Source organism: Stenotrophomonas sp. LGBM10, assembly GCF_046736075.1.
GTDB lineage: Bacteria > Pseudomonadota > Gammaproteobacteria > Xanthomonadales > Xanthomonadaceae > Stenotrophomonas.
In genome coordinates, this window is record NZ_CP177163.1 from 2,358,465 (window position 1) to 2,371,517 (window position 13,053).

Sequence of the window (13,053 nt, forward strand, 5' to 3'; positions counted from 1 at the left end):
CATGTCGCTGCAGGAATACCGGCGCAAACGCCGCTTCGGCCAAACCCCCGAGCCCGACGACACGCGGCACGGTGCGGCGGCGCGGCGGCCGATCTTCGTGGTGCAGCTGCATCACGCCAGTTCGCGCCACTACGATTTCCGCCTGGAGGCCGATGGTGTGCTCAAGAGCTGGGCCGTGCCCAAAGGCCCCTCGCTGCGCGTGGGCGAGAAGCGCTTGGCCGTGGAGGTCGAAGACCACCCGCTGTCGTATGCCACGTTCGAAGGCGATATTCCCGAGGGGCATTACGGCGCGGGCCATGTGGACGTATACGACCACGGCACCTGGGCCTGCGATGGCGATCCGCTGGAAGCGATCGCCGCCGGCAAGGTGGACTTCGTACTGCACGGCGAACGGCTCAAAGGCGGCTGGAAACTGGTGCGGACCGCGATGAAAGGCAAGCAGCACCAGTGGCTGTTGATCAAGCGCGATGATGACGAGGCGCGCGACATGGAGGCCGACGACATGCTCGGAAAGGCAACCACGCAGCGTGCGCCAGGCAAACGCCGGGCCTCGCCGCAGGCAGCCAGGGCCCCGGCCGCGCGCAAGGCGGACGCGCGCTGGCACCGCCGGGCGCTGACGTTGGCCGGTGCACGGGATACACCCTATCCAGCAGGCTTCAAACCGCAGTTGACCGACCACCGAGCTACTGCGCCGGACGGCGACGGTTGGCTGCATGAGATCAAATGGGATGGTTACCGGTTGCTGGCCGACGTGCGCGACGGCGTAGTGAAGCTGCGTTCGCGCGGTGGCCTGAACTGGACCGATGATTTTCCCGAGGTGGTGCAGGCGATCCAACGGCTGCCGGTGCGCGACCTGCGCCTGGACGGCGAGCTGGTGGTGCTGGACGCGCAGGGGCGCAGCGATTTCACTGCGCTGCAGAAGGTCATCGACGGCACCGCAAAGCAGCCGCTGCGCTACGTGCTGTTCGATATGCCCGGTGTGGCTGGCGCGGACATCAGCCGTGCGCCGCTGCTGGCGCGCAAGGCGCTGCTGAAGGACCTGATCGGCGATACGCCCGGCACCCTGGCCTACAGCGACCATGTGCGCGACCACGGCCCGGCGGTGTTCGAGGCCAGCGGTGAGGCCGGCTTCGAGGGCATTGTCAGCAAGCGTGTGGATGCGCCCTACGTCAACGCGCGCTCGCCCAGCTGGGTGAAGGTGAAGCACGAGAACACCGACGAGTTCCTGGTGGTGGGCTACACCGACCCGAAGGGCGCGCGCAGTGGCTTCGGCTCGCTGTTGATGGCAACGCCAGACAAGGGCGGGCTGCGTTATGTGGGGCGTGTGGGAACAGGCTTCGACGATGCCGGGTTGGCCGCGTTGCACCGGCAGCTCAAGGCGTTGGCCACCGATGCCGCGGCGGTCGAACTGCCGTCGCATGTGCCGTTCACGGCGCGCAGCGTGCACTGGGTCAAGCCGACGCTGGTGGCGGAAGTGGCGTTCCGCGGCTGGGCGAAGGAAGGCCTGCTGCGGCAGGCCAGCTTCAAGCGGCTGCGCGAGGACAAGCAGGCCAACGACCTGGGCGTGAAGGAGGCAGCCGTGCCCACCACCGATACCGGTGTGACCATCAGCCATCCCGAACGGGTGGTGTTCGCCAAGGCGAAGATCACCAAGGGCGATGTGGCCGACTACTACCGGCAGATGGCGCGCTGGATTCTGCCCGAGGTGGCGCGCCGGCCGCTGTCGCTGCTGCGCTGTCCGGATGGCGTGGACAAACCATGCTTCTTCCAGAAGCACCACGGCACCGGCCTGGGCGATGCGGTGAAGGCCATCCCGCTGGAGCAGAAGAGCGGACGCGAGGACTACCTGTACATCGACGACGTACAGGGGCTGCTGCAGCTGGTGCAGATGAACACCCTGGAGCTGCATCCCTGGGGCGCCACGGTGGCCGACCCGGAACACCCGGACCGGCTGGTGTTCGACCTGGATCCGGGCGAAGGCGTGGGCTGGCCGCAGGTGAAGGCGGCCGCGCGCGAGGTGCGTGACCGGCTGCAGGACACCGGGCTGCAGAGCTTCGTGCGGCTGTCCGGCGGCAAGGGCGTGCACGTGGTGGTGCCGCTGCAGCCCACGGCGGACTGGGCGCAGGCCAAGGATTTCTGCGAGGCGTTCGCGCAGGCCATGGCCGAACACGCGCCGGAGCGCTACGTGGCCACCATGAGCAAGGCCAAGCGCACCGGGGTGATCTTCATCGACTGGCTGCGCAACGCGCGCGGTGCCACCAGCGTGTGCTCATGGTCGCTGCGGGCGCGGCCCGCGGCAGGCGTGGCGGTGCCGCTGCGCTGGGAAGAGCTGGGTCGGGTCAGTGCGCCGGATGCCTTCCCGCTGGCCAAGGCCCTGCAACGCGCGCAGCGGCTCAAGCAGGACCCGTGGGAGGGGATCGACACGGTCAAGCAGGTGCTGCCCGGCACGTGACGCAGGCCGGCGCGGCTCAGCGCGGCCGGCAGCGCGCACCCAGCCAGGCGCCGATGGCCTGGAAGGGCAGCGAGACCAGCAGGGTCAGCACGAACCAGAAGGGATAGTCGCTGCCCAGGCTCCAGACGGCATACACCGAGGCGGACGCGATCACCGCCCACACCACCCCGCCGTGCACGTAAGGCCGGGCCGGCGCATAGCGGCTGGCGAAGGCGATGGCGGCCACACCACCGAGGATGGTCCAGCCCAGATCCCAGGCCAGCCGCAGCGGGCTGCTGTCGGACAGGCCGACCCACGGCGCCACCCAGCCGCCGGCACCGGCGACCATGCCCAGCACGAACAGCGCCACCACCACCGACAGCACGGACAACACGACGGTCTTGGCGAGCGACAACGCAGACATGGGCATTCAACGGCGGGCGGGGATGCGGCCATTATGGCCTGCGAGGCCGGCTCAGGCTTTGCCGGCGGCCTGCAGCTGGGCGAACTCGGCATCGCTGAACAGCCGCGAGCGCACCAGGAAGCGCACACCCTCGCCGTTCTCCAGCGAGAACATGCCGCCGCGGCCGGGTACCACGTCGATGATCAGCTGGGTGTGCTTCCAGTACGCGAACTGCGACGGGCTGATGTAGAACGGCGCGCCGCCGATCTCGCCCAGCTGCACATCGCGGTCGCCGACGATGAAGTCGCCCTGGGCGAAACACATCGGCGAGGAGCCGTCGCAGCAGCCGCCGGATTGATGGAACAGCAGCTCGCCGTGGCGCGCGCGCAGTGTGTCGATCAGCTGCAGGGCCGGGAGGGTGGCGATGACCTGGAGCGGGAGGTCGGGCATGGGTCTGGGGTCCTGGGAGCCGGCCAGCGGCCGGCACTACCAACAGCGGCGTTGCCGTCCTGCCGCCGCCGGGAGAGGGGATGCGGCGCAGAACGGCAACGCACGTCCGGTTACGCGCTCATGTCCAGCACCACGCGGCCTTCGATCTTGCCGGCGTGCATGCGCGCGAAGATGTCGTTGATGTTCTCCAGAGAATCGCTGGTGACCGTGGCGGCCACCTTGCCCTGCTCGGCGAACTCCAGCGATTCCTGCAGGTCCAGGCGGGTGCCCACGATCGAGCCGCGCACGGTGATGCCGTTGAGCACCATGCCGAAGATGTCGAGCGGGAAGTTGCCCGGCGGCAGGCCGTTGAGCGACACCGTGCCGCCGCGGCGGACCATGCCCAGCGCCTGCTCGAACGCGATCGGCGATACCGCGGTGACCAGTGCGCCATGCGCGCCGCCGATTTCCTTCTTCAGGAACGCGGCTGGATCGGTGGTGCGGGCGTTGACGGTGATCGTCGCGCCCAGGCGTTCGGCCAGGGCGAGCTTGTCATCGTCGATATCCACGGCGGCCACGTTCAATCCCATCGCCTTGGCGTACTGCACGGCCATGTGGCCCAGCCCACCCACGCCAGAGATCACCACCCACTGCCCCGGCTTGGTGTCGGTGACTTTCAGGCCTTTGTAGACGGTGACGCCGGCGCACAGGATCGGCGCCACCTCGATGAAGCCGACGTTCTTCGGCAGGTGGCCCACATAACCGGCGTTGGCCAGCGCGTACTCGGCGAATCCGCCGTTGACCGAATAACCGGTGTTCTGCTGGCTCTCGCACAGCGTTTCCCAGCCACCCAGGCAGTGCTCGCAGTAGCCGCACGCCGAGTACAGCCACGGGATGCCGACCCGGTCGCCTTCCTTGACGTGGCTGACGCCGGCGCCGACGGCGACCACGTGGCCCACGCCCTCATGGCCGGGAATGAACGGCGGATTCGGCTTCACCGGCCAGTCGCCGTCCACCGCGTGCAGGTCGGTGTGGCAGACGCCGCACGCTTCGATCTTCACCAGGATGTCGCCGGCACCGGGGCGAGGCACCTGGACTTCCTCGATGCGCAACGGCTTGCCGAATTCGCGGACGACCGCGGCCTTCATGGTCTTGTTCATGCGTGGATCTCCGTGGATTGCCAGGAACTGCACTGTGGCGCCGGCCTCATGCCGGCGCCTTGATCGGGATCAAGCCTGCGCAGGCTCAGAAGAAGCCCAGCTTCTTCGGCGAGTAGCTGACGAGCAGGTTCTTTGTCTGCTGGTAGTGGTCGAGCATCATCTTGTGGTTCTCGCGGCCGATGCCCGACTGCTTGTAGCCACCAAACGCGGCGTGCGCCGGATAGGCGTGGTAGCAGTTGGTCCACACCCGGCCTGCCTGGATGCCGCGCCCCATCCGGTACAGACGCGACGCATCGCGGCTCCACACACCGGCGCCGAGGCCGTACAGGGTGTCGTTGGCGATCTCCAGCGCTTCTTCCTCGGTCTTGAACGTGGTCACCGACACCACCGGCCCGAAGATCTCCTCCTGGAACACGCGCATCCTGTTGTGGCCCTTGAACACGGTGGGCTTCACGTAGAAGCCGCCGGCGAGATCGCCGTCGAGGTGGGCCTGTTCACCACCGATCAGCACTTCGGCGCCTTCCTGGCGGCCGATGTCGAAGTAGGACAGGATCTTCTCCAGCTGTTCGGAGGAGGCCTGCGCGCCGACCATCGTATTGGGGTCCAGCGGATTGCCCTGTTTGATCGCGGCCACACGCTTGAGCGCGCGCTCCATGAACTTCTCGTAGATCGATTCCTGGATCAGCGCTCGCGAGGGGCAGGTACACACCTCGCCCTGGTTGAAGGCGAACAGCACGAAGCCTTCCACCGCCTTGTCGAGGAAGTCGTCGTCCTCGGCCATCACGTCGGCGAAGAAGATGTTCGGCGACTTGCCGCCCAGCTCCAGCGTTACCGGAATCAGGTTCTGGCTGGCGTACTGCATGATCAGGCGGCCGGTGGTGGTTTCGCCGGTGAAGGCGATCTTGGCGATGCGCGGGTTGGACGCCAGCGGCTTGCCGGCTTCCACGCCGAAACCGTTGACCACGTTGAGCACGCCCTTGGGCAGCAGGTCGCCGATCACCTCCATCAGCACCAGGATCGAGGCCGGGGTCTGCTCGGCCGGTTTGAGCACCACGCAGTTGCCTGCCGCCAGGGCCGGGGCCAGCTTCCAGGCGGCCATCAGCATCGGGAAGTTCCAGGGGATGATCTGCCCCACCACGCCCAGCGGCTCGTGGAAGTGGTAGGCGATGGTGTCCTTGTCGATCTCCGACAGGCTGCCTTCCTGCGCGCGCACCGCGCCGGCGAAGTAGCGGAAGTGGTCGGCCATCAGCGGGATGTCCGCGTTGAGGGTTTCGCGGATGGGCTTGCCGTTGTCCCACGTCTCGGCGTGGGCAAGCAGCTCCAGGTTCTCCTCGATGCGGTCGGCGATCCTGTTGAGGATGTTGGCGCGCGCGGTGGTGGAGGTCTCGGCCCAGCCGCGCTTGGCCGCATGCGCAGCGTCGAGTGCGGCCTCGATGTCCTCGGCATTGGAGCGGGCCACCTCGGTGAATACCTTGCCGGTCACCGGCGTGGTGTTCTCGAAGTACTGGCCGCTGCGCGGGGCCACCCATTCCCCACCGATGTAGTTGCCGTAGCGCGGCTTGAAGATGGACTGCGGGTCGGTGGCGTGCGGCTTGGCGGACGTGACGGCATTCATCGGGTGGATCTCCGGGTGCAGGTGGGAACGGGCCCATTCGGGTCCTTTCACTGCCGCAAGGACGATGCCAGGTTCGTGGTGGTGCACTGCCGCACGCATGTGGGCCGCAGTGACGCTGGCGATCGTGGTCCCGATTGCTGCACTGCATCACACGCGGTCATTGCACGGTAACGCGTGCTGTGGTGTTTATCGGAACAGGCCCCGCTACAACTGTCGCAGATTGCGACACTGGAGAATCCAGGTGTCCCAGCTTCCGCTCCAGCACCGCGTCGGCAACGCACGGCGTTCGTTTTTCGAACGGGGTGCAGCGCCGATCGGCATCGTGCCCGACACCATCCTGCAGTCCTGGCAGCGCTGCCTGCGCGGCGGTCTGTCGGTGGACGCGCAGCCGGAGGTGGAGCCGCTGCCCGATGCCCGCCTGCGCGAGCTGCGCCAGCGCCAGGAGACGCTGTGGCGCCTGGCCCGCCCGGAGCTGGATGGACTGGCTGCCGACATCGCGGTGGCCGGCAGCATCGTGCTGCTCACCGACGAGGCCGGGTGGATTCTCGATGCCGAAGGCAGTCCGGGCTTTCTCGACAAGGCCGGGCGCGTCGCGCTGATGCCCGGCGTGCGTTGGGACGAGACCACCGTGGGGACCAACGCCATCGGCACCGCGATCGTCGAAGGGCGCTCGGTGGAGGTGCGTGGTGGCGAGCACTACTTCGCTCCGCACGGCATCCTGACCTGCTCGGCCACGCCGATTTTCGACCCGTACGGCCAGCGCGTGGGCGTGCTCGACATCTCCGGCGATGCGCGCCTGCAGCACCTGCATGCGCGGGTACTGGCGCGCCAGGCGGTGGCGCACATCGAGCACCGCTACTTCGATGCCGGACTGGGCGACTGCGAGGTGGTCCGCCTGCATCACGACGCCGCGCTGCTGGGTACGGCGCGCGAAGGCGTGTTTGGCTTCCGCGGCGGGCGGCTGGTGGCGGCCAACCGCGCCGGGCTGGCGCTGTTTGGATTGGAGCATGGTGATCTCGGCCGTGCGTCCTACGAGGCATTGTTCGATGTGCCGTTGTCGCGGCTGCACGATGACGGTGCCCTGATCGACCGCCAGGGCCGCGCGCTGTATGGCCATCTCGGCCAGGCCCCGGCACCGCGCGCGCCGTCGGCGGTTGCGCGGGCGCCCGCTGCCGCCCCGGGGCGGACCGCAGCGTCGGCACCGCGCCTGGATGCCTCGCCCGTGTTCGACGCGGCCCAGCAGCAGGCGCTGGCGCGCGCGTGCCGGGTGCTCGACGCGCAGTTGCCGGTGCTGCTGCAGGGCGAGACCGGAACCGGCAAGGAGGTGTTCGCGCGCGAGCTGCATCGGCGCAGTACCCGCGCCGACAAGCCGTTCGTGGCGGTGAACTGTGCGGCGCTGCCGGAAGGCCTGATCGAGGCCGAACTGTTCGGCTACGAGGAAGGCGCCTTCACCGGCGCACGCAAGACCGGCAACACCGGCCTGCTGCGCCAGGCGCAGGGCGGTGTGCTGTTCCTCGATGAGATCGGCGACATGCCGCTTGCCCTGCAGCCACGCCTGCTGCGCGTGCTGCAGGAGCGCACCCTGTCGCCGTTGGGCGGTGGCAAGCCAGTGCAGCTGGATTTCGCGCTGATCTGCGCCACGCACTGCGACCTCGACCAGGCGATGGCTGCCGGCACGTTCCGCAGCGACCTGTACTACCGCATCGCCGACCATTGCGTGGCCCTGCCGCCGCTGCGCGCGCATTCCGACCGCGCCGCACTGGTGAACGGGCTGTGGGAACGGCTGGGACAGGGGCGTCAGCTCGATGCCGCCGCCTTCCACGCGCTGGCGGCGTATGCCTGGCCCGGCAACCTGCGGCAGCTATGCGCATGCCTGCGCACGCTGGTGGCGCTCAGCGATGCGGGCCAGGTCCTTCATCGCGACGACCTGCCCGGCTACGTTCGCCAGGATGCACCTGCAGCACCTGCAGCACCTGCAGCCGCAGCGGCCGATGGACTGGATGCGATTGCCACCTCGGCCATGCGCGATGCGCTGGCCCGCTGCGGCGGCAACGTTGCCCAGGCCGCGCGCCTGCTCGGCATCAGCCGCAGCACCCTGTACCGCCGCGTGGGCGACAGCGCCCGCCGTCACTGACGACGGGCGCGGCGGTCAGCCGACCAGTGCGGCCGATTCGCGCGCCAGCTGCTCGATGCCGGCCCAGTCGCGCGCCTGCAGCAGGGCACGGGTGGTCAACCAGGAGCCGCCCACGCACAGCACATTGGGCAGGTGCAGGAAATCGCGCGCGGTCTGCGCGCTGATCCCGCCGGTGGGGCAGAACCGCACATCGCCGAACGGGCCGTTCCAGGCCGACAGCATCGCTGCGCCGCCGGCCTGCACCGCCGGGAAGAACTTGAAGGTATCCAGCCCGTTCTCCAGGCCGCGCATCAGTTCGGACGAGGTGGCCACCCCGGGCAGGAACGGCAGGTCGGTATCGCGCGCGGCCGCATACAGCCGGTCGGTGGCACCGGGCGACACCGCGAAGCGCCCGCCCACGGCCTTCACCCGGTCCATCTGCGCGGCGGTCAGCACGGTACCGGCGCCCACCACGGCATCAGGCACCGCCTCCACCATCGCCTGGATCGCGTCCATCGCCACCGGAGTGCGCAGGGTCACTTCGATCACCGGCAGGCCGCCGTTGAAGAGCGCGCGGGCCACCTCCACCGCGTCCTCGACGTTGTCGGGGGTGAACACCGGAATCACCGGGGCCAGCTTCAGGACTGCGCGTACGCGCGGATCAGCGCCGGACATCGAATCGCTCCTCGCCCGTCAGGGCCATGATGTCAGCCTCGCTGACAGGGTTGAAGTCGCCGGGGATCGAATGCTTGAGACATCCGGCGGCCAGGCCGAAGCGCACGATCGCTTCCGGCGCGAAGCCGCGCATCATGCCATGCAGGATGCCGGCGGCGAAGGCATCGCCGCCGCCGATGCGGTCCACGATGCCGACCATCTCGCGGGTGGGCGCCACTGCACGGGTGCCGTCGCGGCCGATCAGCATCGCACCGAGCGCATGGTTGTCCACGCTGTGCGGCGTGCGCTGGGTGCAGGCCATCCACTGCAGCCGCGGGAACGCAGCAAAGGCCTGTGCGGCTGCCGCGTCCACGCGCTCCTGCGGCTGCGCCTGCGCGAACTCGCCGCCGAGCACCACGCCGATGTCGCGGTAGTCGGCGAACAGCACGTGCGCACAGGCGAACAGCTCGCGCAGGATGCCCGCCGCATCGCCCTGCCAGCGCGCCCACAGCGAGGGGCGGAAGTTGCCGTCGAAGGACACCGCGACCCCGCGCTCGCAGGCCGCGCGCGCGGCCGCCAGGGTAGCCTGGGCCATCGCCGGATTGAGCGCCGGGCTCACCCCGGACAGGTGCAGCCACTGCGCGCCGTCCAGCGCGGCATCCCAGTCGTAATCACCGGCGCGGCTGAGTGCGAAGGCCGAGTCGGCGCGGTCGTAGACCACTTCGCTGGCACGCTGCACCGCGCCGGTGGTGAGGAAGTACAGGCCCATGCGCCCATCGCGCACCTGCACCGCGCGCGTATCCACGCCGTGCCGGCGCAGTTCGCCGACCGCGAACGCACCCAGCGCGTTGTCCGCGACGGTGCCGACCATCGCCACCTCATGCCCAAGATGGGCCAGGCTGACGCCGACGTTGGCTTCGGCGCCCCCGGCGTGCACCGCCAGTTGAGGGGTCTGCAGCAGCAGCTCCCGGCCGGGCGCGCTCATGCGCAGCAACAACTCTCCAAAACAGACGACACGACTCATGGTTACCGGGTCCTTGTGAAGGCCGCACCGGCCGGGAGGGCAGGCGCGACAATGGCTAGCGGTGTCATTCTAGCGGTGCAACGCCCTCCGTCCACCTGTCCCGAATGTCGGAAGCATTGTCCCGCAAGCCTCTACGGGACATCAAAAGTCTGTTGCGCTGCAAGATGCCCTGCTCGGAACGGACTGTTAACGTCCGCCCTGACCAGCGGTGTCATTGCACTGACATGTCGCCGGATAGCTGTTTCATGTAGCACCTTTGGGAGAGGGAAGGCATGCAATCTCGAAACACTGAAAAAAAGACACCGGTTACCATGCTCGCGCTGTCGATCGGACTGGCGCTGAGCGGTGGCGCGTGGGCCCAGGAGGCCGGCACCACCAATCCGACCGATCTGGACACCGTCACCGTCACCGGCTACCGCGCCAGCGTCGAGAAAGCGCTGGACATCAAGCGCGGTGAATCCGGCATGGTCGACGCGATCGTCGCCGAAGATATCGGCAAGTTCCCCGATCTGAACCTGGCCGAGTCGCTGCAGCGCATCCCCGGCGTGGTCATCACCCGCGATGCCGGCGAAGGCCGCAACATTTCCGTGCGTGGCCTCGGCCCGGACTTCACCCGCGTGCGCATCAACGGCATGGAAGCGCTGACCACCGTGGGCAGCGGCGACCAGTCCGGCGGCACCAACCGTGGCCGTGGTTTCGACTTCAACGTGTTCGCTTCGGACCTGTTCTCGCAGTTGATCGTGCGCAAGACCGCGCAGGCCGACGTTGAAGAGGGTTCGCTGGGCGCCACGGTGGACCTCAATACCGCCAAGCCCTTCGACTACGACGGCTTCACCCTCGCCGCCAGCGGCCAGGCCAGCTACAACGACATGGCCCAGAAGGCCGATCCGCGCATGGCCGCGTTGATCTCCAACACCTTCGCCGACGGTACCTTCGGCGCGCTGCTGTCGGTGGCCTACTCCGAGCGCCAGCTGCTCGAGGAAGGCTCCAACACCGGTCGCTGGGCCGGCGGCACCAGCAACGGCGGGTTCAGCCCGGCGTCTACCTACAGGCCGGCGCTCGCTGCCGACGTGAACCACCCGCGCTTCCCGCGTTACGTGCAGATGGAACACCAGCAGAAGCGCCTGGGCGTGACCGGCTCGCTGCAGTGGAAGCCGACCGACCGCACCGAGCTGTCGCTGGATGCGCTGTACTCCAAGATTGACGCCACGCGCGACGAGCACTACATCGAAGCGATCTCGTTCAGCCGCGGCGCCTCGCAGCAGGGCAAGCCGGAAACCATCGTGCGCGATGGCGAGATCCGCGACAACGCGCTGGTCTACGGTGTGTTCGACAACGTCGACGTGCGCTCGGAAAACCGCCACGACGAGTGGAACACGGTCTTCAAGCAGATCGCGCTGAACGCGCAGCACCAGTTCACCGATGACTTCAAGGTCAGCGGCAAGATCGGCACCTCGCGCTCGGAGCACGAGAACCCGATCCAGACCACGGTCATCATGGACAAGCTCAACGTCCAGAACTACAGCTACGACTACCGTGGCAACAGCCGCTTCCCGGTGCTGAACTACGGCATCGATCCCACCGATCCCAACGGCTGGACCCTGGCCGAAATCCGCCTGCGCCCGCAGTGGGTGAAGAACGACTTCGACACCGCCCAGGTTGATTTCAACTGGAACATCAGCCCCGGCTTCCGCCTCAAGGGTGGCTTCCTCGGCAAGGACTACAGCTTCGCCACGCGTGAATGGCGACGCGGCTCGGAAACGGCCGTGCCCAACTTCGCCACCGGCAACAAGCGGGTGCCGGCGGACATGACCGAACAGGCCGGCCTGGGTGGCATCACCGGTTCGCCGTCGAACTGGGTGGTGCCCAACATCGACGCGTTCAACGATCTGTTCGGCATCTACAGCAACACCGGCACCTTCGCCCTCACCGAGCGCGTGGTCAACGCACGCAGCGTGGAAGAGAAGGACCGTGGCGGCTACGTGATGGCCGACTTCTCCACCGAGCTGGGATCGATCCCGTTCTCGGGCAACGTCGGCGTGCGCTACGTCAAGACCAAGCAGAGCTCCACCGGCTATGCCACCGTCAGCGGCGCGCCGGTGCAGAGCACCGTGGACCGCGAGTACAGCGACACCCTGCCGTCGGTGAACCTGGTGGCCGAACTGACCCCGGACTTCCTGGTGCGCTTCGGCGCGGCCAAAGTGATGGCACGCCCCGGCCTGGGCAGCCTGACCCCGGGCGTGACCGTCAACGTCAGCGGCGGCGCGCGTACCGTCAGCGGCGGCAACCCGAATCTGGATCCGATCCGCGCCAACACGGCCGACCTTGGCTTCGAGTGGTACTTCAGCGAAGGCGCGATGCTGGGCCTGGCGCTGTTCTACAAGGACATCGAAAGCGCCGTGCAGACCGCACGCGAAGTGCGTCCGTACTCGTCCAGCGGTCTGCCGCTGAGCCTGCTCGATGGCACCGGCGCCGGCCCCGACGACGACTTCGTGTTCAGCGTTCCGCTCAACACCCCGGGCGGCAAGCTCAAGGGCCTGGAGGCCAATTACATCCAGCCCTTCACCTTCCTGCCCGGCAACTGGTCCAACCTCGGCGTGCAGCTGAACTACACCTACGTCGATTCGCAGATCCAGTACCTCACCGCCAGCGGCGCCAACTCGCTCAACACCGACCTGACCGGCCTGTCCAAGAACTCGTGGAACGCCACGCTGTTCTACGAAGGCCCGGTGTTCGCCGCGCGCGTGTCGGCCACCAACCGCGACGACTACCTGACCCAGGTGCCCGCCACCGAAGCCGGCTTCGACGTGCACGGCATGACCGGCACCACGGTCATCGACGCATCGGTGCGTTACAAGATCAGCGACCAGCTCGAACTGAGCCTGGAAGCGGTCAACCTGACCAACGAAGCGTCCGACGAGTGGGTGGGTTCGCAGTGGCAGTTGCCGCTGCAGTACACGGAAACTGGCCGCCAGTACCTGCTCGGCCTGCGCTACAAGTTCTGATTCAACCGCGAAGCACCCGGCGGCGTGAGCGATCACGCCGCCGGCCGCGCGCGCGCCTGCTTCCACCGTTCGTTCTACCCACGCGATCGCGATCACGCTGCTGCGGCGCAAGATGCCCGCGCGTGAAGGGTTTGTTACGTTTCGGCTGACCATCGGTGTCAGACGCGGCCCGTGCGCACCACATCACATCACGCTCGCATGGCGACGCACCCTGGGAGG

9 protein-coding genes are annotated in these 13,053 nt (G+C 67.9%); 3 read left to right on the forward strand and 6 right to left on the reverse strand.

The window, feature by feature from the left end:
• Nucleotide 1 precedes the first annotated feature (1 nt).
• Nucleotides 2–2,452, forward strand: coding sequence for a DNA ligase D (gene ligD / locus ACLB90_RS09985; RefSeq protein ID WP_411849361.1), 2,451 nt, complete (start codon nucleotides 2–4; stop codon nucleotides 2,450–2,452).
• A 16-nt stretch (nucleotides 2,453–2,468) separates the two neighbouring features.
• Here the strand turns inward: ligD and ACLB90_RS09990 are convergent, their stop codons facing one another.
• The 4 genes from ACLB90_RS09990 to adh all read right to left on the reverse strand — a co-directional run bounded on the left by ACLB90_RS09990 (nucleotide 2,469) and on the right by adh (nucleotide 6,038).
• A complete protein-coding gene (locus ACLB90_RS09990; protein ID WP_411849362.1) occupies nucleotides 2,469–2,855 on the reverse strand; it encodes a hypothetical protein in 387 nt (128 codons plus the stop codon).
• A gap of 51 nt (nucleotides 2,856–2,906) precedes the next feature.
• A complete protein-coding gene (locus tag ACLB90_RS09995) occupies nucleotides 2,907–3,284 on the reverse strand; it encodes a DUF779 domain-containing protein (RefSeq protein ID WP_411849363.1) in 378 nt (125 codons plus the stop codon).
• A gap of 110 nt (nucleotides 3,285–3,394) precedes the next feature.
• Nucleotides 3,395–4,423, reverse strand: a complete 1,029-nt coding sequence (gene adhP, locus ACLB90_RS10000) for an alcohol dehydrogenase AdhP (RefSeq protein WP_017356805.1) — start codon at nucleotides 4,421–4,423, stop codon at nucleotides 3,395–3,397.
• Between the two features lie 85 nt (nucleotides 4,424–4,508).
• A complete protein-coding gene (gene adh / locus ACLB90_RS10005; RefSeq protein ID WP_411849364.1) occupies nucleotides 4,509–6,038 on the reverse strand; it encodes an aldehyde dehydrogenase in 1,530 nt (509 codons plus the stop codon).
• 241 nt (nucleotides 6,039–6,279) lie between these two features.
• Here adh and ACLB90_RS10010 point away from each other — a divergent pair, with 241 nt between their 5' ends.
• Nucleotides 6,280–8,172, forward strand: coding sequence for a sigma-54-dependent Fis family transcriptional regulator (locus ACLB90_RS10010; RefSeq protein ID WP_411849365.1), 1,893 nt, complete (start codon nucleotides 6,280–6,282; stop codon nucleotides 8,170–8,172).
• Nucleotides 8,173–8,187: 15 nt separating this feature from the next.
• Here ACLB90_RS10010 and eda read toward each other — a convergent pair whose 3' ends face one another.
• Both eda and ACLB90_RS10020 read right to left on the reverse strand, forming a co-directional pair.
• Nucleotides 8,188–8,826 (reverse strand): bifunctional 4-hydroxy-2-oxoglutarate aldolase/2-dehydro-3-deoxy-phosphogluconate aldolase, encoded by a 639-nt coding sequence (gene eda / locus ACLB90_RS10015; protein ID WP_411849366.1) that lies wholly within the window; start codon nucleotides 8,824–8,826, stop codon nucleotides 8,188–8,190.
• The gene (locus ACLB90_RS10020) at nucleotides 8,813–9,829 is read right to left on the reverse strand and encodes a sugar kinase (RefSeq protein WP_411849367.1); all 1,017 of its coding nucleotides are present in this window, start codon (nucleotides 9,827–9,829) and stop codon (nucleotides 8,813–8,815) included. Before ACLB90_RS10020 ends, eda begins: the two co-directional genes overlap by 14 nt.
• 272 nt (nucleotides 9,830–10,101) lie before the next feature.
• Between ACLB90_RS10020 and ACLB90_RS10025 the strand changes: the two genes are divergently transcribed.
• Entirely contained in the window at nucleotides 10,102–12,834 is a 2,733-nt protein-coding gene (locus ACLB90_RS10025; protein WP_411849368.1) for a TonB-dependent receptor, read from the forward strand.
• Nucleotides 12,835–13,053 lie beyond the last annotated feature (219 nt).

Coding starts and splice junctions, on each gene's coding strand:
- ligD (WP_411849361.1), top strand. CDS start 2: ATGTCGCTGCAGGAATACCGGCGCAAACGCCGCTTCGGCCAAACCCCC.
- ACLB90_RS09990 (WP_411849362.1), bottom strand. CDS start 2,855: ATGTCTGCGTTGTCGCTCGCCAAGACCGTCGTGTTGTCCGTGCTGTCG.
- ACLB90_RS09995 (WP_411849363.1), bottom strand. CDS start 3,284: ATGCCCGACCTCCCGCTCCAGGTCATCGCCACCCTCCCGGCCCTGCAG.
- adhP (WP_017356805.1), bottom strand. CDS start 4,423: ATGAACAAGACCATGAAGGCCGCGGTCGTCCGCGAATTCGGCAAGCCG.
- adh (WP_411849364.1), bottom strand. CDS start 6,038: ATGAATGCCGTCACGTCCGCCAAGCCGCACGCCACCGACCCGCAGTCC.
- eda (WP_411849366.1), bottom strand. CDS start 8,826: ATGTCCGGCGCTGATCCGCGCGTACGCGCAGTCCTGAAGCTGGCCCCG.
- ACLB90_RS10020 (WP_411849367.1), bottom strand. CDS start 9,829: ATGAGTCGTGTCGTCTGTTTTGGAGAGTTGTTGCTGCGCATGAGCGCG.
- ACLB90_RS10025 (WP_411849368.1), top strand. CDS start 10,102: ATGCAATCTCGAAACACTGAAAAAAAGACACCGGTTACCATGCTCGCG.